18 protein-coding genes and 2 pseudogenes are annotated in these 23,126 nt (G+C 40.6%); 8 read left to right on the top strand and 12 right to left on the bottom strand.

What is annotated here, in order from left to right:
• Positions 1-101: 101 nt before the first annotated feature.
• The 4 genes from AK966_RS19555 to AK966_RS20270 all read right to left on the bottom strand — a co-directional run bounded on the left by AK966_RS19555 (position 102) and on the right by AK966_RS20270 (position 3,002).
• Complete coding sequence (locus AK966_RS19555; protein ID WP_119464762.1) at positions 102-584, bottom strand: MazG-related protein; 483 nt, start codon at positions 582-584, stop codon at positions 102-104.
• Positions 585-744: 160 nt separating this feature from the next.
• Positions 745-1,005: a hypothetical protein gene (locus AK966_RS19550; RefSeq protein WP_119464761.1), complete on the bottom strand. Its 261-nt coding sequence runs from the start codon at positions 1,003-1,005 to the stop codon at positions 745-747.
• Entirely contained in the window at positions 998-2,425 is a 1,428-nt protein-coding gene (locus AK966_RS19545; RefSeq protein WP_147422383.1) for a hypothetical protein, read from the bottom strand. The genes AK966_RS19550 and AK966_RS19545 overlap by 8 nt, the downstream gene beginning before the upstream one ends.
• A 451-nt stretch (positions 2,426-2,876) precedes the next feature.
• Positions 2,877-3,002 carry a hypothetical protein gene (locus tag AK966_RS20270; RefSeq protein ID WP_259343787.1) on the bottom strand — a complete coding sequence of 42 codons (126 nt, stop codon included), beginning with the start codon at positions 3,000-3,002 and terminating at the stop codon, positions 2,877-2,879.
• Positions 3,003-3,334: 332 nt separating this feature from the next.
• On the opposite strand from AK966_RS20270, the gene AK966_RS19845 reads away from it, so the two are divergent.
• From AK966_RS19845 to AK966_RS20485, 4 genes are all read left to right on the top strand, one after another.
• Complete coding sequence (locus AK966_RS19845; protein WP_143699963.1) at positions 3,335-3,514, top strand: hypothetical protein; 180 nt, start codon at positions 3,335-3,337, stop codon at positions 3,512-3,514.
• An 801-nt stretch (positions 3,515-4,315) separates the two neighbouring features.
• Positions 4,316-5,272, top strand: a complete 957-nt coding sequence (locus AK966_RS19530) for an integrase domain-containing protein (protein WP_182852770.1) — start codon at positions 4,316-4,318, stop codon at positions 5,270-5,272.
• A gap of 3 nt (positions 5,273-5,275) precedes the next feature.
• Positions 5,276-5,614 (top strand): hypothetical protein, encoded by a 339-nt coding sequence (locus tag AK966_RS19990; protein ID WP_182852769.1) that lies wholly within the window; start codon positions 5,276-5,278, stop codon positions 5,612-5,614.
• Between the two features lie 89 nt (positions 5,615-5,703).
• Positions 5,704-5,769: a hypothetical protein gene (locus AK966_RS20485; RefSeq protein ID WP_409120358.1), complete on the top strand. Its 66-nt coding sequence runs from the start codon at positions 5,704-5,706 to the stop codon at positions 5,767-5,769.
• A 369-nt stretch (positions 5,770-6,138) separates the two neighbouring features.
• On the opposite strand, the gene AK966_RS19515 is transcribed toward AK966_RS20485, so the two are convergent.
• Both AK966_RS19515 and AK966_RS19510 read right to left on the bottom strand, forming a co-directional pair.
• A complete protein-coding gene (locus tag AK966_RS19515; RefSeq protein ID WP_119464757.1) occupies positions 6,139-6,810 on the bottom strand; it encodes a type 1 glutamine amidotransferase domain-containing protein in 672 nt (223 codons plus the stop codon).
• A gap of 570 nt (positions 6,811-7,380) precedes the next feature.
• On the bottom strand, positions 7,381-10,149 hold the full coding sequence (locus tag AK966_RS19510) for a pitrilysin family protein (RefSeq protein ID WP_182852767.1): 2,769 nt from the start codon (positions 10,147-10,149) through the stop codon (positions 7,381-7,383).
• Between the two features lie 224 nt (positions 10,150-10,373).
• Between AK966_RS19510 and AK966_RS20265 the strand changes: the two are divergent.
• Positions 10,374-10,690 (top strand): annotated as a pseudogene (locus AK966_RS20265) (IS3 family transposase); the annotation flags it as partial.
• A gap of 195 nt (positions 10,691-10,885) precedes the next feature.
• On the opposite strand, the gene AK966_RS19495 reads toward AK966_RS20265, so the two are convergent.
• The 5 genes from AK966_RS19495 to AK966_RS19475 form a co-directional block, all read right to left on the bottom strand.
• Positions 10,886-12,358 (bottom strand): oligosaccharide flippase family protein, encoded by a 1,473-nt coding sequence (locus AK966_RS19495; RefSeq protein WP_182852765.1) that lies wholly within the window; start codon positions 12,356-12,358, stop codon positions 10,886-10,888.
• Positions 12,359-12,507: 149 nt separating this feature from the next.
• Entirely contained in the window at positions 12,508-13,485 is a 978-nt protein-coding gene (locus AK966_RS19490; protein WP_119464754.1) for a hypothetical protein, read from the bottom strand.
• The gene (locus tag AK966_RS19485; RefSeq protein ID WP_119464753.1) at positions 13,482-15,296 is read right to left on the bottom strand and encodes an ATP-grasp domain-containing protein; all 1,815 of its coding nucleotides are present in this window, start codon (positions 15,294-15,296) and stop codon (positions 13,482-13,484) included. The genes AK966_RS19490 and AK966_RS19485 overlap by 4 nt, the downstream gene beginning before the upstream one ends.
• Before the next feature lie 75 nt (positions 15,297-15,371).
• Positions 15,372-16,850: an oligosaccharide flippase family protein gene (locus AK966_RS19480; RefSeq protein ID WP_119464752.1), complete on the bottom strand. Its 1,479-nt coding sequence runs from the start codon at positions 16,848-16,850 to the stop codon at positions 15,372-15,374.
• A 75-nt stretch (positions 16,851-16,925) separates the two neighbouring features.
• Complete coding sequence (locus AK966_RS19475) at positions 16,926-18,056, bottom strand: GNAT family N-acetyltransferase (RefSeq protein WP_119464751.1); 1,131 nt, start codon at positions 18,054-18,056, stop codon at positions 16,926-16,928.
• Between the two features lie 218 nt (positions 18,057-18,274).
• On the opposite strand from AK966_RS19475, the gene prsT reads away from it, so the two are divergent.
• The 3 genes from prsT to AK966_RS19460 all read left to right on the top strand — a co-directional run bounded on the left by prsT (position 18,275) and on the right by AK966_RS19460 (position 22,951).
• Entirely contained in the window at positions 18,275-21,046 is a 2,772-nt protein-coding gene (gene prsT / locus AK966_RS19470; RefSeq protein WP_220473361.1) for an XrtA/PEP-CTERM system TPR-repeat protein PrsT, read from the top strand.
• Between the two features lie 69 nt (positions 21,047-21,115).
• The gene (locus AK966_RS19465; RefSeq protein WP_099081182.1) at positions 21,116-21,859 is read left to right on the top strand and encodes a serine protease; all 744 of its coding nucleotides are present in this window, start codon (positions 21,116-21,118) and stop codon (positions 21,857-21,859) included.
• A gap of 201 nt (positions 21,860-22,060) precedes the next feature.
• Positions 22,061-22,951 (top strand): sensor domain-containing diguanylate cyclase, encoded by an 891-nt coding sequence (locus AK966_RS19460; protein WP_119464749.1) that lies wholly within the window; start codon positions 22,061-22,063, stop codon positions 22,949-22,951.
• A gap of 70 nt (positions 22,952-23,021) precedes the next feature.
• On the opposite strand, the pseudogene AK966_RS20480 reads toward AK966_RS19460, so the two are convergent.
• A pseudogene (locus AK966_RS20480) lies at positions 23,022-23,126 on the bottom strand (aconitate hydratase); the annotation flags it as partial.

Genomic DNA, 23,126 nt, shown 5'->3' with positions numbered 1-23,126 from the left:
TGACAAAGCGAAGTAGATAACTTTGTTGTTCGAAGAGCATTGGCTGCTCACGCAGCCAATAGGATGTTATTGCCTATTGACAGGCAGAAGGCTCATATGTGTTATGGCGCTAAACTTGAAGCTAGCTGTTGAATGTCAATTAGGTCTACTTCCCTACCTAATATTCGCTTGTACTCTACCAGTTGATGTGCCGGAATAACCTGTAATTCGATGCCTTGGTAACTTTTGACAACTGACTTTACAAAGTCGATTTCTAGTTGATGCCACGAACCGTCCAATGATGATTGAATTTTAGTATTTTGAGATAAACCGATTTCAATTTTTTGATTTTGGTAAACCAACTGGAAATACTCTAAATCCCAACCGTATTCAGTATAACGAGTTAACGGTTTAGATATGAATTGAGATACGTGAGCCAAGAGCTTATTTGCATCAGAGTTGTGAATATAAAGGTCTATGTCTGCAATTTCACGGCTGCCACCATGAATAGTTGCAGCTAGTCCACCGACTATTTGGTACTCAATGCTCTCTGCATCCAAAAGTCCTTTCAGCCACTTCAAAGCTACTTTCACTTTCTCACTCATCTAGTTCCCTTAGCTAAATTCTGCCCTGCGCCATAACGCCCTGTTAAGGTGTGAGCAACACAACACCAAAGCTTCAGCACACCGCCTTAAACGCAAAACGCAACGCATAGCAAAAATGCCAAGCGTTGCGAATCACTCTTAAACAGATTGTTAAGTGCTTTTACCTTTTATTAAACCACTTAAATTTTTTCTCACGCCGATCTTCGTGTTCGACGTCGATTGTATGAAAGACCCTTACAGTGATAGATGGCTGGTCGTCTGAAGGCAAAGCTTCGATGTGATAATGAGTAATTGAACTCGAGCTCCACAAACGCTGCTCTCCTTCATCACCACTTAACGAATACACATTTTCGCAAGAGTCATCTGATTCAATCAGCTCGTAAGAAGGTGCTGTATGTGACCAAAATGTATTTCTATCCATTAACAACCCCCTTTTCCTCACTCAATGACTTGTTAGGATTACTCATAGTATAGTCTTTTAAGACGTTTGCATAAGCAATTTTTAAAGAAATTAAAAGTGATAAGTTATGACATAATGGTTTTAACATGGAATAAAAAGCTTCTGATTTCAACTCATTCTCCAAGAAATTAGTCCTATTCACATATATATTCACTACACATGCATGCATTATTGATTCATTAAACACATCCAAATTGTTAACATCTATATCAAATTTCAATAGTGGGATTGATAAAATTGACTTAGGCTTATCTTTATCTTTTTCGTAATAGCTTCGGATATTTTTCTCGTAGTACCCAGTTTTGTGATCTCGATATTTAGGTGATTTAGCGAGTTCTTTGAAGAACAAATCAATATGTTCATTAATATTATCAACATATACCTCCCTTCTATTTATTATTGCTTCTGGCGCGCCAAATAAATTAGGGTGAGGTAGTTTATCACTCCAGTTAGAATCATGAGATACAGGCATACAAATAGCGGGAATTCCTTCCTTTTTTTCTGTGCTGCATTTCTTAAAGTTATTCTTTCTATCAATTTCACACGTGTAACTTTGATCACACGCTAGTACATAGTCACACTGTTCAAGGCGAGAGTGTAGATTTGAAGAAAACAAAAAAAACGGTGAACAGTCTATTGATTTCTTGGTAAATATAGAACTATTTTCTTGCTTATGATTAGCTTCACATGAAAAACTATCATGTGCAGCTCTAGCTGGAATCAAATTAAAAATGTTAGCCTTAACGTTAACATCGTGGTTCCCCTCATTGACTCTTTTCGTGACTAACAATATTGATTTCATACAGGTTTCAATAGCACTATCTAGAGTTTTGTCGTAGTTCTCTGATGTTTCGGGGTCTCCTAATACGGAGCCTGGCTTATTCTTCTCCAGCTTAACTATATTCTGTAAGTCTAAGACACAACTATTAATAATATTCATTGAATTCACAGTTTGAACACTATTTTCATTAATAGATTCGAAAGAAGGCCTAGATTGATTTTGTTGCTCTTTAACTTGGCTATAGATGTAATGAAGAACACTTAAAACTGAAGCTAAAATCACAGACAAACCAAAAAATAGGTTTTCAGATCCCCATACTTTTCCTTCAAACCACTGTTCTTGTAGCTTACTACCAAATACCGAAATAATTGACGCCCAAAATATACCGATTAATGTCAATAAAAGTTGGCCATAGGAAGAGTGCGTATGCTTAGCAATCTTCACTGTCATCTCAGAGCGTTTGGTCTTCATGAAAACCAGTGAAAGTACTAGCCCGACTACAGCGGCAGCTGCTAAATATATTCCGATATCGCCAACTTGAGCCAACTTAGTTGAAAAGTAACTCGGTACTTCTGCGGCATCTCCACTTTGGTGCTCCATTATCCTCACTCTAGTCTGCATACAAAAAAATTGCGTAATTATATCTTCTTTCAAGTTAAGGCGCTATCGCTAACATCGCTCGCAAGCACTTAACGCTTATTAAACGGCTAAATGCCATTTTTTATTCACCTATAATGCCGCCTTTTCTCTAATGACTCAATTAAATATCAATAAGTTACTCAGAGAAAAGAAAAATTAGATGGCAAGAACGCGCATAATTTGAGAAAGACTTTCTTGTGGCAATCAAACCAGGTGTTCATTATTCCTTTTATGTTAAACGGGCGAGTTTGCTATCAAAAACACCCCTCAGAGCGCATTAATCGCATCAGATGCGGTTTAGAAGCGCTCACTAAGCCCTACTTACCCATAAATCGGACTGTAAGTTTGTGACGCTCTCAGAGCGATTTACAAGGCAAAAAACAGAGCGTTCGTTTGAAACAAAAAACGTCCTCTAAGGGGCACTTTTGTCATCTTTCTTAGCGAGCTGCCTCTCACACCATGCGCTTATCTGAGGCGAGTAAAGAGCAAAAATACTGATCAACAGAGCGACACCAATAATCACAAATAGACCATTCACAAACACCTCCTAACGTCGTTATCCTTTTTCATTTTTACTTTGAGCCTTCCTCCGATTTTTGTAAAAGGCAAACATAGCGAATACCAGAAGAATAAATGCATATCCACCAATTATACACTTCAACCAAAACTGAGCATTGTCACTAACCGTTACCAACGAAAGACACACGACAAAAATGGCGTTAATAAATTGAATAATATGAAGCATGGCGTTGTTATTCCTTTTTGCTCCACAGTAACACTACTTTCAAACTTCCAAACTCAACACCTTAATCACGTTCTTTAAATCAAGTGTTTTGGAAATTTTTAACTTCGTGATAGCGTGAGTGAAGTATGAAAGTTTTAGCCGATAGCCCTATTTGGATTGTCACTAAACGCTCCTACTTGGAGCATCTAAAGTCCTCTTTTAGAGGCTACAACGTGGTTGCCGGAAACGGTAGTATGTCGGACGAGAATCGTCGAGATCGCTTAGGCGGCGAAAGCAGCGACACCGCACCTCTGCTTTTAAGATAAAATTTATCCTCGATGAGGATCATAATGGTCAATATCATTGATATAAGTGTCCATTATGCCATTTCAACTTTTGCTCAAATCAAAGAGCTTAGGACATCATGAACCATGATAGCCTGCGCTTCTTACACCTATTTTTTGTCATTTCAGTTGTCTGAAAACACGTCTTTACTCGACATGTACGTTACATTTTTGTTTACTTCTACTAAGAGAAGCAAACAATGTTCACATCCAACGCTTCGTAGCGAGTTTTAAACCAACTACGATTTCTCATTTAATCATGAGCACAAGTTCATTTTTGAAATCCATTCGAGAACATCGCGCTCGAATACCACGACGACTTTGCTCGTTAATTCCACTGAGATTCGTCTAATAGCTTTAGAAAAAAAGCAATTAGACGACAGGCTAACTATCGCCTCTAGATCGAACAAAAATCCTTTTGCCTTCTTACTTCGAGCTTTTTTCGCTCGCGCCTTCAGAAAAGGATCTCTGGTCGTTTTAGGGTCGAAAGCCACTCTCACCCACCTCAAAACCACTCCGAAAGGAGCTTAAAAACCAAAAAGTCAGAGCATAGGCGCTAGGGCGAACTCGTTTGAAATAGAGCGTGTTCGATGCAAACCCTAGGCATGTTCACCAAAGACAATATTTCTAAACTCGCCGGTATCAGAGGGATGCAATAAGCCCATTCTTGAAGCACAACAAGCTGATATCCCCGCAATCAAATGTGCGTAATCACTTAACTTAACGTCCTAGACGAGCATGGCGAGACAACAAGCAAACAAGGAAAAGAAACAAGGAACATCGATGAACAGAAATCTTAATGTCCGAAATTTTGGGCTACGTAGCCGTGACGCGACTCGTGCGCTCATGACCGCCTACCAAATGAAAGGTAATGGCTATGCGTCCAATGCAACGGTGCAAAGCGCACTACGTGCCTTTACTCGATTCTTGAAAGAGAACTACCTCATTAAGGATTTACGCAAAGTGGAGCAATGCCATGTAAAAGGGTTTGCGGAGCAGCTTAATGACCGTTACGAGCGTGGTGAAATATCAGCGTCTACCGTTCAAAATTATCTATCTCCAGTGAATGTAGCGATGGAAAACGCCAGATTAGACACCAAATGCCGCGTAGAAGGCGTCAGGGAGGCCGGACTACCAACTAGAACAGGGATAGCCACCCAAGACCAGAGTGCTACTCTAAATGCACACAAAAATGCGTTACAGAGCGTTTCTGAAAGATTGGGGATTCAACTCAACTTACAGAGAGAATTAGGGCTTCGCCTCAAAGAATCTTGTTTGATGGATGCAAAACAAGCTCTAAACCAAGCCTTAACAAAACAGAATGTTCGCATCGAACAGGGAACGAAAGGCGGTCGACCTAGAGAAGTTCCAATTCATGCCTATTCACAGATTGAAGCGTTACAACGTGCCGTTATGGTTCAAGGAAATGATTCAAGCCTTATTCCTGAGCATCAAACCTGGGCACAGTATCAATCTCAAGTGTATCGAGAGCTGACATCTCAGTCTTTGCATTGCCATCAAGAACGTCATCACTTTGCTAACGCTATGTACGAACGTCTCATGGGCGTAAAAAGTCCCGTACAAAGCGGCATTTCACATCAATCACATCACGCTTATCTCGCTAGTGTGCTCAGTATTTCAAAGAGTGAAGCTAAAGTTCGAGACGAACAGGTGCGCTTATGTGTGGCAGAAGCCTTGGGACATTCTCGTATTTCCATTACCAACAACTATCTGGGGTAAGTTATGCACCATCAAACTTATGCGCTTATTCATCAATGTATGCTGCCCTATACCAAGAAAGGGAAGAAATCGACGTACAAAAAAAAACAGATGAAACGGCTTATCGCCATCATTAACGATATTTTTCAGCACGAGGGAATAGCGCGACTTGATTCTATTGGGAAACGGCAATTGATTGGGTACTGGAGAAGAACGGAACATGAGAAGTTTGAAACGAGGCGTGCGAAATACACGATCTTGAAAAAATTCTTTGCTCTATATCATCCCCAAGTGACGGTTCCAGAGCCTAAAAAACGTGCTCTAACCCCATCTGACAGGATTGTTGTCACTGTTAAAATTTAACCGGTTAGGGTGGTAATGAATGAGTTTTGAATCGCATTCCAACAGAAACAAAAGAAGCGATATTGAAGAAGCTACTACCTCCTTATTCAATGTCTGTAAGCCAGGTAGCAAAAGAGGAAGGTATTAGCACTGCAACCTTGTATCATTGGCGGTAGCAACTTAGACGTTCAGGATCCGCTGTGCCAAATAGTAATACTTCATCAGAGCGTTGGTCAGGCAAGATTAGGAATCTGTGAACCCGTTGGTGAGGTTCATCTAAATCCAGAAAAAGAAGCCGCTTAATAACTAAGCGAATGATGACAACAACCTTGAAAAACGCCGGTACACACTACGTGATGGGCGGATTTTCCAAGGTTTTGTGTTGTGCGTATTACAGAAAACTCTTAGACATTTTCGAGTTAGCTCGGTTAGCTAACTCGAATGGCTACATTTCATAGCCAAAAAGTGCCAACTGTGGTGGTGGGAGTGAAATGCTAATCGAACTAGTTTCCACATCGAGGTGCGGTTTAAGTCCTAATTATCGCTTAGGCCAATAGATCCACGATGGCTTTACCAACGGCATGAGCACTTGTTGGATTCTGGCCTGTGATAACACGACCATCCACAATCACAAGCTCTTGCCAAGGTTGAACTTTAGAATAACGAGCTGCACTACGTGCCAAAAACTCTTCCAATAGGAAAGGGATATCATTGATAGTGCCAAAATCGATCTCTTCTTCACGAGTGAAACCTGTCACTGACTTAGACGCGAGCAACTTGTTGCCATTACTGAGCGTGATAGGTAGAAGAGCACCTGGGCCATGGCACACGGCTGCTAGAATACCGCCATCTTCATAATGTTTTGCCGAGATTTTTGCGAAGTCTTCGTTGCTCGCTAGGTCGGAAAGAAGACCGAAACCACCTGGATAGAAGATTGCGTCATAGCTATCGCCGTTAATCTGTGACACTGGAATCGTGTTGTTGATACGGTTTTGAAAATCATCATCAGCTAAGATTCTCGCATTTACTGCATCACTCTCGATATCAGTACCATATAATGGTGCCTGACCACCTTTAATCGAAGCAATGTCGTAATCAAAGCCAGCATCGAGTAGCTCGCTAAGCGCATGCGTTAGCTCTGGTGCGTAAGTTCCGTTTGCTTTGTCAGTTTCACCAAGCTTCGCATGGTTAGTTACAATAATGAGTACTTTCTTCATGATGGTTTCCTTAGTAGCTTATGGGCATTTATTGAACATCTTTATACTAATTAGACGCTTACATATCATTTGGTTTTGTTTAGGTAAATGTGGCGCGAAACAGTCGCTTACGTTACAAATACGTTTTTTGTCTGATCACCGACCGATTTCAAGTGGTGGGATGAAAAAAATATCCTTAACATAAAGTTAGATAAAAAAGTTAGGAATCCTTTTACGCACAAGGGTTACACAAAAATATCTAACTTTTTACTCTAAAATCTAACTTTTTGCATTTATCTTACTCATAAACAGAAAAAATTAGATCGGTTTCTTTTGTAACTCTGTTTAACAGTTTAACTAATTTTTTGCCATTGGTAAGTCATTCTGAGGATATCAGGTTCTGTTCCAAGGTGGCCTGTAAGTACATGCTTGCCGACAATAGGCTGACTCGAAGGTGGACACTTATTTGTCACTGCCTTTGTTAAATTAGCTTTTGATGAATTATTAAGAGTATGTCAAACCTCTGTTCGAGTGATCAGTTTTCTCATCCATTCCAACATTAGAAAGCCGGGGCAATGCCCGGCATAATCATTAGTTTCCTGATGGCAAGTTAGTTACATCTATCCGAGTAGCTGTTTTTGACGTAAACGCCTTCAGATACTGGTTGATGTCTTCTTGACTCAATGAATCAATCACACTATCAGGATTAACCACAGCCAAAGGATCGGCATCGGTAAGTACATAGTTGAACATCATTCTTGCCTGCTCTTTTGGTTGAGATAAACCATCTTGTAGGGCATGAGATAACTGCTTTGTTGTACTGTTGAACTCTTCTATAGTGGCTCCATTACCAATAGAGTTAACAATCTTGTTCAGGGCTGTTCGTGCCTCTTTTCGTTTGATGAGAGAAGAGTTGATCACAATAAACAGTTGCTGGGTGTCTGCACCTTCAGGCCAAATTACAAAAGAGTGAGGTGAGTAATCCAGACTCCCGAATTCCCTGACTTGTTCCGTCAAACGGGAAGTTACAATACGCCCTGCTATGTCAGCCAAGAAATAATCCTTAGTGGTTTTCTCCTTCGCATTACGCGCGAACATGGAAAATAACTCCACATTATTACCTGCCGGTCCAAACGCGATTGTGAGTTCCTCATCATTAGGATCTAACTTCACTTGATAGAGCTCATTAGCGGATAACTCATTGAACGTCATAGCCGCCAGATACTTTCTTGCCAGTGGTTTTAATTCGTCTACTGCGATATCTCCCGCGATGACGTATACCATTCCACGATTGGTTTTCATGAGGTGCTCATAGGCAAGTTTCACGTCACTAGACGTCACTTTTTCATAATCATCTAACGCTCTCGTATGGCGAACGGAGTCAGAATCATAAATTGCATTTGAGACTGCCTTAAACGCCTTTCCATCCGCCGATTCGAGATATTGCCGACTGCCTGTTATAAATTGCGTTTTGTAACGGGCAAACATCTCTTCATCAAGTGTTGCGTGCTGAAAGCCTTGATAAATGGAGGCAAGGACCAAAGGCAACGAGGCTTTGGTTGATGCTCCATAGAAACCGTGCAAATGTTCCCAAATGATTGGTTCAAGATAAGCATTTTCTTTGAGCATCAAACGATTGTAATCATTGGAGGAAAAACCTCCAAGACCACTCTCAGCATAAGCTCCTACAATCAAATCGCCAGCGGGACGAAGTGAAGGCGAAAGGGCTGCCAGTCCACCTTTTGAGCCTGCATAAACGTGAACTTCATCGCCAGCATTCGGCATATGCCTTAGGTAAACCGTTACCTCATTGCTAAGTTGCCACTTGGTCGTGCTGGGGTCGAGCTTCTCAATTAACACGATTTCACCGCTATTACTTGGCTGGGGAAAGTCTGATAGTACTTCCGGTAATATTAGCGCTTTGCCGCTCTGCTTGAACGTTTTCTCCATATCAGAAACGAAAGCCAATTGTTCTTGTCGTGCTTCAGTGAAAAAGTTATGACGATCGATGGTAACGAGAGTTTGGATATCATCACTTTCAAGCAAACTTGTTAGCCTCTTGTTAAACCACGCTTTGTCAGCACGATTGACCAAGTCTTCAGACAACGACTTGTAAGTCTCAGGAGACAAGGTTTGTCTGCCTATCATACGAAAGAAGACATGATCCTCGGCAAAGTTACGTGCCGTGTAGTTGTCCGCAAAGGTTGATTCGAGTTTTAGGAAAGCACTAGCTTGTGCATCCAGCTCCAAAGTGCTTAAACCATGGTCTCTCAACGTTGCCAGCTCTTTACCCAAAAACTGCATTGCTTTTTGTTGGTCCTGCGCTTCATAGGAGATATGGATTTTCATCACCATATGCTCAAACCATTGAATCAGAACTGCATGAGTATTTTGAATGGGTACGTTCAAATCACGCGCCCGATCGTTCAAGCGCGTGCTGATGGCATTAGACAAGATGCTCGCCGCTGCAAAGTCTTCAAAATCAGCTGCCGACACCATTGGGTTTGCACCTAGATCCAACAGTAAGGTCGTTGATGGGAATGAACCGTCATTGCCGCCGAGAACGGTACTATTTGAGCGTTTAAGTGGTGAGATATTCTTGGTAGGAGCCCCTTTTTCTGGTGCAGACCACTGGCCAAAAATGGCATCCACCTCGGTAATCACCGAAGTAGAGTCAACATCACCAGCAATAAAGATTTCACTGCGATTTGGTGTGTAGTGAGTTTGGTAGAAATCTCTCAATCGGCGCTCTGAGATATTTTGAATACTGTCTTCGTTGCCAATAACATCCCCTTTGGCATCGTATAACTGTTCTGCAATTAATTGGTAAATTTCAAAATCTGGATTTCCATGTGCTTGAAATCGAGAACGCATTTCTCCCAGAACAACGCCCCGCTCTTTAGACACTTCCTCAGGATCTAGAGACAGTGAAGTCGCAATTTCTCTGAACCAGGTTAAGGCATTGGTAAGTTTGTCATCAGAAGGAAGATCCACCTGATAGACGGTATTCGCATGTGTAGTGAAAGCATTGAGGTGCTGGCCGAACGCGACACCGTCTTCACCGAATAGAACGACTATCTCATTTTTAGGAAAGGACTCACTGCCGTTAAACGCCATATGTTCAAGAAAGTGCGCATAACCTTTTTGGTCATCCGCTTCATCTCTAGAACCAGTGCGAACCAACAAGCGCGTCGATACCGCTTCCCCCGGTACTTCTTTTATATGAAGAATGAGTCCATTGTCTAATGTTATCGTTTGCCAACTCGTATCAGCCGTAAAAGACTGATCGATAAGGGTAGTTTTGCACCCCAATAACATAGCGCCCAATAAAAAACAGGCGAATAATTTTTTTGTTGCCATAATTGTTCCTCCCAAGCCAAACTGAACAAGAAACATACTACAGTGGGCCTAAATAGCTTTAATCGTTCAGAGGGTATGCGATCACTTTCAAGCATTTGAACAGTACTCATGCAACACGTTCTAAGAGATGAAACATTGATGAGTTCTTATTAGAGCCAATGATTGGACTGCCACCGATCTCCTAGACAAATTTCGCCTATTCTTGGACTGATGAAGCAATTTGACTAGAGTCAGGCTGTGTGTATGGTTATCGAAAAATTTACAGTGACCTGCGAGATGAAGGGGAAATTTGTGGAATTAACCAAGTTCATCGTCTAATGAAGCGAGAAGGTATTTAGTCGCAAAGAGTCTATCGAAAGCCACGCGCCAAAGGTGGTATCGAAAACATCATTGTTTCTAACAAGCTCGCCCAAGAGCTCACCCGCACGCGCCCAATCAATCATGGGTAACTGATATTACAGACATCAAAACGCACGGAGGCTGGCTGTATCTGGCGGTAGTTGTAGACCTGTTCTCTCGGCGGGTAATTGGTTGGTCAATGAAAAATATCCAAAGAGCTTGTCCTTGATGCCTTGCTTACGGCAATTTGGCATCGTTCACCAATAGAAAAAGTTAATCAAATAAAAACATAGGTACTGTTATCTATATCAAACAACTATTTATATATGTTGACTGTAAAAAAGACCTGCAGGTAAAAAACTAGTCACGGTTTAGTGACAGACTTACCTTATGGCTTTCAAGATGGTTTTCTAAAATTTCTTAAACCATTCGATGCGTCTATTATTTTCGCATACCAAAAACACCAAACATCCGAGTAACTTTTAAATATCGCAATTAAAAACAATAAACAACATGTATAAACCATTGCACCAAACAAAACATTAGAAAGCATGCCAAGCAATGTCATACTGTTATCAAAGTATACACTAGATAAAGCAATATACATAAAAAAGGATGCTGCTACGGGAACAATTATAATCTCTAACATTTTCTTTATCGAAAAGCTTATCGTAATCCTTGCAAATACAATAGCAAACAAGAAAGTTGCCAAACCAATATAACCTCTAAATTGTGAGAATTGGTCAACACCATCAAATGTAAATGATATTGCAATGAATAATAATGACATCAATCCAAAAAGATCATTGAACACACCAAATTTTGGCATTCCTAAATAATCAAACAGATTATTTGTCATTGCGCTAATAGGGTAAGCGATCATCAATATAGCGAGCGATGACATAATAGGTGCGGTATCACTCCATTTCTCGCCAAGTATAACAGTACAAAATTGCGGCGCAATAAACCAAATACCCACGACACTTGGAATGAGGAATAAATATACAAGTGCTAAGTACTTATAAGATTTATCCAACAACTCATTTTTATTATTTTTATAATTAGCCATACCTGGAAACATTGCCTGACCAGCAGGCATAATAATTTCAGAGAACGGCATAATGGCAAAATCCAACCCTACCTTATATTTACCAATAGATGACACATCAAATAACTTGCTGACAACAAAAGTATCCCCCCTGTTTCTACAATAGCTTAGAACATTCCTAAATACGATAAATATAGAAAATGAAAACATCGAACGTTCAAACTTAAATCTAAACTTAGGCCGATAATCACATATAATATAGCTACCAAAAAGATATATCCAGACAGAAGCGCCACTACCAACAATCAATGCCCAATAGTTTGGTGAGAAATAAGCAAAAATTACAGTTATCACTGTCGATATAACTTTAACAACCAACTCAAGATAAGAGATCATTTTAAATTCTAGGTTTTTTTTAAGTTTGATCAACCCAATATTATTGAACGAAGAAAAAAAACCATTAACCGCTACCACTGTGATAACCAAATCCAACCTTGGCTCATCAAAGTAATAAGACATATAAGGTGAAGCTATAACCAAAGCCAAGCTAATCGTTAACTTTAATATTATATTAAGCGTCCATCCAGAGTTCATATCCTCGGGACTAAGACTAGTTTTAGTTATTAAATAACGGTCGATACCAATTGCCTGAAGCGTTTCAAAGAAACCAATACAAATTCCAGCCAATGCAATAATACCGAACGATTCAGGAGCTATCAGACGTACAAGGATTAAAGTACTACCAATGCCAATAGTACGAACACCCCACTTTCCAAACACATTCCAAAAATATGCATTTATCAATTTTTTTTGAACATTCAACTTTACACCTAACTTAATTTATTAATACCGTTATCTATTCGATCATTCAATATTGACTACTACGGTGCTCTGCCGATCAATTAATTATCTAAGATTTTTATATTTCCATAATAGATTTATAATAATATCTCTTCACATGCATTGTTTTGTTAAAAAAAATTTTTAATTTTATCATTGTCACACACCCTACTAGGCAAAAAAACGGAACTACCTGAAATGGAATTGAACCAGTCAACATATTGAAATAGTGCTTGTTTAAAATTATCTAAATCTTTTTCTGTTCTCACATACGGAGTCCCGCCGACTTTTACACTAGGCGAGTGAAAGGAAACCACAAACTCGTTCTGACCAATACTCATTTGGCTCTCAGTCATCGCTTTCATAAGTGGGTAAGAAAAACCTTCCGGCGACAAACGGTATTTTCTGATTCGTAACATCCGTGCAATCAAAGGATACGTCTTGTTTCGCTGTATAAAGCCAATGGTCGAAGGCGTAAGGTTTAAGTGTTTTTCAAGCCGTTTGCTTATCGCGCCCATTGAACAAGTATGGGGGATATACGTCAGACCGTCTTTGGTATGTATTTGATTGGTATAGTCGACAAAGTTCGGACCTTGAACATGAGAAAAGTTGGAGTAAGCGGAGATGCTTAAGTCTACTTTATAACCTAACTCTTTGAGTATCTCCGCACTGTTTGTGCCAATACCATATCTTCCCGCAAGGTATGTGACAGGTCGAGTTCCGGTTTCTTCTTCTATCTTTTCTGTGAGCACTCTGATTTTATTAAATTCCATATCCCGAGCCAGATTCCCGGGGAAAGAATATCGATTCGTTACTTCATTTTGGTCATGTTCAAAGGGAGGGTTCACCCAGGGGTGCAAGTGCGTCGCAAATTCTATCTTGTTTCCTTGTAACGGCTTAAAATGTTGGATGACCTTTTTCCCATCAACGCTTGTAACGAAAGGGTAATCCATGGCTAAGGTTACTTTGCCACCCACCTTTATTATTTCATCGACCAACTCAATCAACTCACTACCATGATTTACTCTCGTATTTGACCGGAAGAAGCCCCCATCCCAATCAAATTCTTCCTCAGCATGTATAACGACACTCAGTTTTAGTTTTCTCATCGCTTCGCCTCTCTATAAATTTCAATAAAGTTATTCAATGCGTTTGTTATTTTTTTGTAGCACTCAGCAATGGTCTCTACATCACTCTCATACGGATCTTCAATTTCACTAAGGTCGGGATAACGGCTGTCTAGAAAATCTGCAGCGCAGTATGCATGGTGGATTCGGTAACTTGTGTTAATGGCATGTCGGTTCTTTTCGTCAAAGTAAATCACGATGTCCGTTTCATTAAGATCCAGCTGGCTCAAACATTTAGAAGTATGATGATTTAAATCACACTGCATCTGTTGTGCCGCTATTTTTGCGATATTTGGACTCGTTCTTCGTTCTTTTTGATGAAAACCAAAGGAGTCAATCGGCAAAGTTAGTTCATCTGAGATTAATAGATTGGAAAAATATCTTTCTGCAAACGGGCTTCGAATAATATTGCCGTAACATATAAAAACGACTCTTCTTCTCGGGTTACTTAACAGTAACATTCGTAGTTGACCTTTGACCTTCCATCTACGATAAAGCGTGAGATAACGATTTTTTTTGAGGATAGGATTGGTAATGTTTGTTCTAATACTTCTTACTTCTGCAATAAATGGCTTGGGATCATCAATGCGTAAACTATCAATGCTTTCTTTAGGTGCAATACATCGCATTATTTTAGCGAGACGTGACCCCATATGTGTTAATGCTTTTAAACGCCCTCCTTCTCTTGAGAACTTTTCGCTTTCACGTTTAATTTCATACAGATCAGAAGTCAATGATCGGGCGGTGATACCAGCAGAATATTTGCCTGTAATTGAGGGTTCAACATTATGGTAGAGGTAATCAACATACATCCTCGGAAAGTCGACGCCGGCATATTCCGCTAAAGGAAGTCCGCCCCACACTCTTGCGTTGACCTCGACTAAAATCCACTGATTGGTTTGTAGGTTTCTTCGAAACTCAAACATTGCTAAACCGGTTAGCTTTGTTTCACGGCAAATCGCCTCTACTGCAGTTAGTTGTTCTAGCTCAATTTCCGTGCTAACTCGATAGGAACTTCCTCCCCCAGAGTACGGCTCTGCCAATCTTCTATAAGAAAATGCAGAGTGAACTTTTCCTTCCAATGAAAGAACAGATAACCCTTCTCCATTCCCTTTAAAGTAGCTCTCAACTAAGCAATATTTACTGTCCGAATTGGAATGTATGAAATCTGTAAAGTCTCGTTCTGCATTAACAATAACAACTTTATTTCTTTTCTCTAAAGACGTCATTTCAAAAGATTGCAGCGGCTTAAGTACAAACTTCTCTCCAAATTCATTTTTCAACTGCTGGTAGTCATATTGAGAATGTTTGATTAAGTTTCCATTTGCTACAGGGACTTGACACCGTCGCGCGACTTTTTTCGTTTTCCACTTATCAAAAAGAACATCAAGAGATTCTTGGTTGGCGATGGCGAGCTTAGTGGTTACAGGTAAGCTACCCCTTATCTTCCAAAGTGGGTAGATTGCTCTTTCATCACAAGGAAAAATCACGTCGTAATGATACCTTTCAATCAAGCACAACACATTGGCTAGCCACTGTTCATGCGTATAGGCTTGATAATTATAAAAGAATGATTGCGATATGTATTTGCTTTGTAATGAGGCACTTTTTCGATCATAGCACACTACGTGCACCGTATAGCCGGCCCTACCAAGGGAGCGTATCACCGAAAGAAAGCTACGCGTGTCTTCGCCTAAAACGAGAACCGTCGGCGATTCCTTTTTAATTTTTGTTGTTTGTGCTTCAAAATCGTCCGTTATCTGAAGCGCCTTTTCCGCTTTCCGTGCTCTCACTACCCTTACCTTCTATAATTCCTGTGGCAACTAAGGCTATCAACCATCCCTGTTTTACTTTTCCAGTAAGTATAGTCATCCATTCTGTACTGAAGGTCTCATTTTCTTTAATACATTCAATATAAAAGCATATTCGTCGAGCCATTGTTTTGAGGAGAAAATTACCACTAACATAAGTGGGGCATAAACTAAGATGCCAACCAAAATCAAAATCATTAGATTTATCACATCTGGATAATCAAGCAGCCCTTCAATAATGGTCACAACGTGCACCATCACCATGGCAGGAAGCATGGGAGCAAGAACAACTAGCATTAACCGAAGAACGGACATACCAACAAGAGCCTTATAGGACAGACATAGCAAAATTATAAACAAACCCACCAGTAGAACTCGATACTCGGTATAGACCAATAGTTCAAAACTGCCGCTTCTAGATAGCCAGATGATTATGCTCACAACCGCAGCTATCATTATTATATCGAGCAGAATCAGATACTTTATTTTCGATAAACTCGTTAAAACCGCCTGTAAAGATATGTTTAATGGCATTGACAGCATAAGTATGGCTAACATGCCTATTATCGGCGATGCTTCAGCCCATTTGTGGCCTAAGACAACATTTGTAAAAAGATCACTCAATGCAAAGATACCGAGCACAGAAGGAACAACCAAAAGATAGGAAATAGCTAAATATCTCAAGATACTATTACTCAATTGTTCCCTATCTTCTCGTACTTGCGTTAGCCCCGAATACATCGAGCTTGTTGCAGGTGCAATCAGCTCAGTAAAAGGAAGCCAGGCAAACTCTTGACTAACACGATAGATCCCCACGTCACTACTGGTTAAATAACGCCCGAGCAAGATGGCATCGATACGCGAACGCAAGTAACCGCTCGTCATGGACAGCAAGTGCCACTTAGAGAAAGACCATTGTTGATGCCATAACTTAATTGACCATTTGGGACGATACGGATGAATCATATACGACCCTATCACCGTCATAACTTCACTGGCGATCAGACCAATCACCAAAGCCCAGTAGTTTTTAAGATACAGCGCCAACGCTAACGTCACTGGAACAACCGCTATCTTAACGGTAACGGAAAGTTGAGTGAGTGGTTTGTAATTGAGTTCTCTTTCAAATCTAACCAAACCCACGTTTTTGAATGCGCTTAACACCGGAATTAAACAAGATACTAGTAACACGTCTACTAATGCGGGCTCATTCATATAGACTGCCAATTGTTTTGCCAACATGGCTAACGTCATACTGCAAACGAGCTTCAATGTGATATTCAGTGACCAGGCGCTATCTAGCATTTCATCCGAGCAGAGTTTTGCTTTTATCAAGTATTTGTCAGTACCAGCGTTGGAAAGCATGACAAAAAAGGCCATAACGATACTGGCTAACGCGACAATACCAAAATCTGCTGGTTCTAAGATCCTGACTAGCAATAGCGTGCATATCAAGCCTACGCTTCTGTTCAACCATTTTGCTAAGAGGTTCCAAAGGTAGCCAATCGCAATCTTTTTATTCAAATCGGCGAGCATTCCACAATACTCCTAGTGCAATTCACTCATTTCGGTCCACCAATTAATAGTTTACAACTCATGGCGATGCCCTCCTTAAGTTGGGCCCTTGATTCGGCTCTTAATCCAAAGTTTTGTATTACGAAAAGCGTGCTCCAACATGAGCAATGAGCTTGGATGTTCGTACTGATTAACCGACAACTCTCCCTTGGTATTAGAAAATGTCTCTTTGTATCTCGCCGTTCCACCCATGAAGTCGTAAGAGGAGATACCTTCTTCTAATGCCTTATTAATCAGTAAATAGTGCGAAACGAGACCAGGCTTATACTGCTTACTGCTGCGACAATAATTGATCGCACATAGGTAGAAATAAATATGGTTGTCGTGCCTAAAGTTGTACATGACCGACAAGGTCTCGTTACCTGCTTTAATGTGATAGAGCTCGACTGCGCCAGTATGGATACCTTGTTCAATCAAACGCTCGTGGAAAGCAATGAAATCATCGTTAGAGAATCCACTTCGAGAATGCTCACCATTCCATCGAGCCAAATGAAGCGGTTTTGCAATTTGTAACATCTCCTTGGCTTGTTCGAAGGTTCTCGCCTTTTCCAAAGTAATATCACCAATCTCGTTATACTTCTTGATACTTCTTACAATCTGATACCGAGAGTTACGTGATAAAAATTGAAGTACTGACTGATCGTTTTCCCTTAGCTCTTCTAAGTTGAGGGCGTAATTATTGGTTTCCCACACGGTTCTTTTCTTTAACCCTAAGCGGCTAATATAATCAAACTTGGTATTGTCACTGGCTCCAATGACAATCGCATCAGTCTTATCTACTTCGTAGGTAAGGCGTTCAATCATAGCAGCGCGAATTGCCTCTTCATCCTCTGCATCCATGAGAAAATCATTGTACTCAATCCAAATCTGATCATGTACAGGGATGCCTGTTCGGTGAAGAAAGTGTTTGCTTTTAAAGGAAATAAAAAGAAAGTGCTCGGATTGAGTCACAATTATCCCCAATCCAACTGTTCTATTATTTTTCCGTGCTTCTATCACCGCAAAATCTTTAACAAAACAATCTAACCAAGAACCAATCCATAACCACGTAAGGAAAATACTGGGTTTAGCGTGCAACTCTAAATCACACCACGCCTCACTCAGCCATTCCTTACTTGGTTTTTTGTATATCTCACACTGAATATTATTCCGCTGCCAACTATTCAAAATTCATCCTTAAATATTACGTGGCCCATCCATTTGGGTCTCGTCTTCCTGGCGACATCTCCTCGAATTTGCATGAAACTGCCATTGCACGATTCAGTCACACCATCCAATTATGGGTTGAACATCATCCCTTTGCTTAAAAATAAATGAAAATTTATACATTTAACTAATAGCGTCTATTCTAAAAATGTTTAAACTTTTTAATGCCGAGATATATCATGTCATATGAAATGGATTTTGTACCTAACCGACTTGCTCTAGTTGGACTGACAATTGCGACTCTACTTTTCTCGAAAGAAGGCTTTGCAAACAAATACATTGATAGTGCTAAAGTGTACCTCAGTAAAAACGAGACTAACGCTGCCATGATTGAGCTGAAAAATGCTATCCAGAAATCGCCTGAAGATGGCTTAGCTCGCTTTATGATAGGGAAGATCTATCTCGAACAGGGTTACTATGCGAATGCTGAAAAAGAACTATCTAGGGCGATAAAATATGGTCATAACATCGATGAAAGTTTGCCACTCCTGGCTCGTTCATTGCTAAACCAAAACAAATCCGACGAAGTAGTGTTACTTCTCGAAGAATTTGAGCTCAGTGATTCCCCTTCCTCTTCCGATATACTCGCTATCGCCGCAATGGCCGAAATCAGATTAAGCAATCTTGATAGCGCAAAAATGTTAATAGACCAGGCTGGTCAAGAAACCGTTTATGCCAAACTCGCCCACGCAACATATCTAACGGCGAGCAATGAAAAGGATCTGGCTTATCAAGAAGTCAAACAACTTTTAGCATCTGAGAATTCGAATAGCGATATTTGGAAACTAAAAGGCCATATAGAACTAGCAAAGAAAGAATTTGATAAAGCGTATGACAGCTACACTCATTGGTACAAAATTTCACCAGGTGCAAAGCAGTATGCATTATTTTTCATGGCGAATGCGTTGGTTCATGCAGATCGGTTTACCGAAGCAAAACCCATGGTAAAACAGTTGCTAAAAATAAATAATCAAGTTCCTCAAGTTAACGAACTTGAAGCCATGATTCTATATTCGGAAAAAGATTATGCGACGGCAAAAGTTCATGCCGATCGTGCATTAAATAATGGATCTAGTAGTCTTGGTGCGTCAACGATCTCCGGGGTGTCCGCATATCAACTTGGCCAATACGAACAAGCGCACAGAATATTTACTAAAATTGCCCCACAATTACCAGCCAATCACCTCGTCCATCGCCTCTACAGCACCACTCAGCTCAAGTTGGGTTATTTTGATGAAGCAATTGAATCGCTTAATAACTATGAGATCAAATCGCCAGAAGACAGCCGGTTTGTATCTCAAGCCAGTTTAGAGCTGGCTAAAGTAGGAAAACATCAATCCGCTTTGAAATTGGCCCAAAAAGCTTCTGTCAACAATAACAGTCAGGCTGAAGCTACGGTAGGCTTGATCAAGCTTTCCAACAATGATGCTTCCGGTGTAGAAAATCTGCAATCCGCTTTACATAGTGACCCTTCACTCGAAGATGCGAAGCAAGGGCTAATTAACTACTATTTAGCTCATGCTCAGTGGGATGAGGCTGATGCGATCGCCGATAACTGGCTCGCCAACCAATCAGATGATATTAGCGCATTAATGGTTAAAGGTCTCGTATCCAAAGAGAAAGGGCAACTTGACGCCGCTAAATCTTATTTTAACCAAGTTAGAAAAATTAACCCGAATAATGTCCAGTCTATCGTTGAGATCGCAGCCATTGAGTTCGATACTGGCAACACTGAGAACGCATTAGCTTTACTCATCGAAGCCAAAAAACAGATGCCAAGCAACCATAAAGTAAATGGACGATTCATTGATTACAGTCATCAAATGAAGCGACTACCAGACGCACTTGTGCTGCTCGACGAGCAAATTGAAGCAGATCCATTTAATCGCCATTTAAAAATTCAAAAAGCCAATGCATTGTCATTATCCGGCAACGAACAAGCGGCGATTCATTTGCTTGAAGCGCTACCTAGCGTAGACAAAGATGCAACAGTTTGGAAGCTGCTTGGCGGACTCTACCTTTCATTGGGGGAGCGTTCCGAAGCGAAGAAGAGCTATCTAAACTGGATCTCTGCAGAACCTTATAATCCAAGCCCTTACATACAAAGTATTCATTTAGCCAGCAACGATAATGATATCAAAGAAAGTTTAAAACTCACCAAGAAGGCTCAAAAGATTTTCCCTAACAACATCCTATTTCCTTTAATAGAAGTAGAGCTACGGATTAAAAAGGGCGATCTTAAATCAGCAACACGCAAGATAAATACCCTGCCTGATGAAGTGCAGAAAACCCCTCATGTACTGCGTCTTCAGGGACTGATTTACATCGCAAAAGAAGACTATAACGCCGCAGTCGAAGTACAAAAGAAACGCTATGAACTCCTACCAAACCTACAGACAGCCAAAGAGCTCACCGCTATTTATCAATTAAGCGGGCAAACGCAGCGAGCCATCGATTTCTTAAACAGCATCATTGACGAACATGGTGAGTCTGCTGCGCCTTTAAAGCTCAAGCTGGCTGAATTGCATATCGAGTCGACGCCCAACAAAGCAATTGAGCAATATGAAGATATTATTACTAAGCACCCCACAAACGCGATTGCGCTCAACAACCTTGCTTGGCTTTATTTAGACAAAAACCAAACTGATACCGCTTGTAAATACGCACAAAAAGCACATGAAGTGGCTAGTCAGAGCTATCAAATCGCCGATACCTACGGTTATTGCTTACTTAAGTCAGGTAACATCAGTAAAGCATTAGAACTTCTTGAATTAGCCTATAATCGTAACCAACAAAGTGCCGAAGTTGCACTGCATTTTGCTGAAGCGCTGCTTTCAGATCAACAATTAGAACAAGCTGGTGACGTGTTGTCGAAGATCGTCACTAAAGACCCTCAATTGGTTGCAGCTAAGAGCGAACTTGAAAGTCAGGTAAGCCGTTCAGGTCAATAAACATTCAAACCGAAACCATCGTCCGATTTAGTACCTTTCTAAATCGGACACAACTGGGAATGAATACTTATGACAAAAGGATTACTCTACATCTGTTACCTTTTCGTGTTATCACTAGTCTCTTCAACTCATGCAGCAGGCTTACCTAATACCATCGAAAAAATAAAGCCTTCGATTGTTGCGATAGGGACATACAACCGCCTTTCATCACCAACATCGAACATACTTGGGACAGGATTTGTCGTTGGAGATGGGCATCAAGTCGCAACCAATGCCCATGTCATCCCATCCAACCTCAATGCAAAAAAAGAAAAACTGGTGATATATATTGGACAAGGGGCAAACATAGAAATGCGCTATGCAAACGTCGAGCAACTTGATACCCAGCATGATTTGGCTGTGATTAAAATATCAGGCAAGCCACTCAAACCGTTATCTTTATCATCAAAACATGTAAAAGAAGGCGAACTTTTTGCTTTTACCGGCTTCCCTATCGGCGCAATACTAGGTCTTAATCCTGTCACACACAGAGGGATTATATCTAGCATTACTCCTGTTGCTACGCCCGCAAAAAACACAAAATCGCTTACAATAAAGCAATTGAAAGCGCTTAAAAACCCTTACAATGTTTATCAACTTGACGCCACTGCCTATCCTGGCAATAGTGGTAGCCCCGTTTTCGACCCACAAACGGGTGAGGTCGTGGCGGTCATCAATAAAGTGTTAGTCAAATCTACCAAAGAATCCTTGTTATCTGACCCAAGTGCGATTACCTATGCAATCCCCATCAAACACTTAAAAAAGCTGTTATAGACCATTATTCATTGATAGGTATCGTCACATTTTTTTGCGTGCATATCTGCCAATTGATTTAGTTGTTTGTACAGATCAAAACACTAATTCGCCCCTCCAAACTCATTGGGAGAACAGTAGCGTATTGATTTGAAGAATATTAGAAGAGTTACTATGCTTAGATTCACATAAGAATACATCTATCAACAAGGAAGTTAAACGATGTCGCTATTCGAAGAAGCAAAGCAGATTGATAGCACAATGTTTAAAATATTTTTTGATCGTAGCCCTTGCGCACTCATTGTGACAGACAGAGACCTCCTAACTATCTGCGCAAACCCAAAAGCAAGCAAACTGCTTAATCAATCAATGCTCTCTGACCAACCTTTTCTTTCTTTTTTTGATGATACATCTAAAGAGAAGATTCAACATTACCTCAGTACTTCTCAGTTTGTTGAGTCTTTGTCGCTCGACGTTGCACTCATAAACGCCGATGCTGAGTGTTGTTGGCTTGAACTTGCAGCAAACAAGCATCGTAGTGATAGTGAAGTTATTATTTGGAGCCTCAGTGACATTACCCAACGCAAGGCGCGCGAGAAGGAGCTTGAGGATTTAGCGTATTACGATGGGCTGACTGGCATATACACTAGACGCTATTTCTTTCAACTTGCCGAAACGCAGATGGCGCAGTCAAATATTAATGGTCAATCACTCAGTATGCTTATTTTAGACTTAGATAATTTTAAACATATTAATGATACTTATGGTCATTGTACTGGCGATAATGTGCTGCAGGCCTTTTGTACTTTAATCTCGAGTAAATTACGTAAAAGCGATATATTTGGACGAATAGGTGGCGAAGAGTTTTCGATTGTATTGCCGAACACAACGCAACATGAAGCCGTACTGACAGCAACAAGGATATGTAACTCTGTCGAGGAGTATTTTACCGAACATCGGGTAACGGTAAGTATTGGTTTAGTGACATTAAGTAATCCGAACTGTACTTTTAAACAAGGGCTAAAATACGCCGATGATGCATTATATCAAGTTAAGCAGAATGGGAAAAATGGGGTGAGTTATGCAGCGATTGGCTACCTCAACATAAAGTAGTTTAACCTGAGTTTGGGGTAATTTAGATAAAGTGAGTGAAGGCATTCAAAGCCTTCACTCACTTTATGCTTTATTGCGCCAAAAAGTCTTGTGCAAAGCGCTGTAGTACCCCGCCCGCTTGGTAGACATGCACTTCATCGGCCGTGTCTAAGCGGCAGGTGACCGGCACATCGAG

It is taken from the genome of Vibrio sp. PID23_8, from assembly GCF_003584965.1.
Taxonomy (GTDB): Bacteria; Pseudomonadota; Gammaproteobacteria; order Enterobacterales; family Vibrionaceae; genus Vibrio.
This window is presented reverse-complemented; position numbering and strand designations above follow the sequence as displayed.

What these genes read in the sequence shown, in the direction of transcription:
- AK966_RS19555 (WP_119464762.1), bottom strand. Translation starts at nt 584, where the DNA reads ATGAGTGAGAAAGTGAAAGTAGCTTTGAAGTGGCTGAAAGGACTTTTG.
- AK966_RS19550 (WP_119464761.1), bottom strand. Translation starts at nt 1,005, where the DNA reads ATGGATAGAAATACATTTTGGTCACATACAGCACCTTCTTACGAGCTG.
- AK966_RS19545 (WP_147422383.1), bottom strand. Translation starts at nt 2,425, where the DNA reads ATGGAGCACCAAAGTGGAGATGCCGCAGAAGTACCGAGTTACTTTTCA.
- AK966_RS19845 (WP_143699963.1), top strand. Translation starts at nt 3,335, where the DNA reads ATGAAAGTTTTAGCCGATAGCCCTATTTGGATTGTCACTAAACGCTCC.
- AK966_RS19530 (WP_182852770.1), top strand. Translation starts at nt 4,316, where the DNA reads ATGAACAGAAATCTTAATGTCCGAAATTTTGGGCTACGTAGCCGTGAC.
- AK966_RS19990 (WP_182852769.1), top strand. Translation starts at nt 5,276, where the DNA reads ATGCACCATCAAACTTATGCGCTTATTCATCAATGTATGCTGCCCTAT.
- AK966_RS19515 (WP_119464757.1), bottom strand. Translation starts at nt 6,810, where the DNA reads ATGAAGAAAGTACTCATTATTGTAACTAACCATGCGAAGCTTGGTGAA.
- AK966_RS19510 (WP_182852767.1), bottom strand. Translation starts at nt 10,149, where the DNA reads ATGGCAACAAAAAAATTATTCGCCTGTTTTTTATTGGGCGCTATGTTA.
- AK966_RS19490 (WP_119464754.1), bottom strand. Translation starts at nt 13,485, where the DNA reads ATGAGAAAACTAAAACTGAGTGTCGTTATACATGCTGAGGAAGAATTT.
- AK966_RS19480 (WP_119464752.1), bottom strand. Translation starts at nt 16,850, where the DNA reads ATGCTCGCCGATTTGAATAAAAAGATTGCGATTGGCTACCTTTGGAAC.
- prsT (WP_220473361.1), top strand. Translation starts at nt 18,275, where the DNA reads ATGTCATATGAAATGGATTTTGTACCTAACCGACTTGCTCTAGTTGGA.
- AK966_RS19465 (WP_099081182.1), top strand. Translation starts at nt 21,116, where the DNA reads ATGACAAAAGGATTACTCTACATCTGTTACCTTTTCGTGTTATCACTA.
- AK966_RS19460 (WP_119464749.1), top strand. Translation starts at nt 22,061, where the DNA reads ATGTCGCTATTCGAAGAAGCAAAGCAGATTGATAGCACAATGTTTAAA.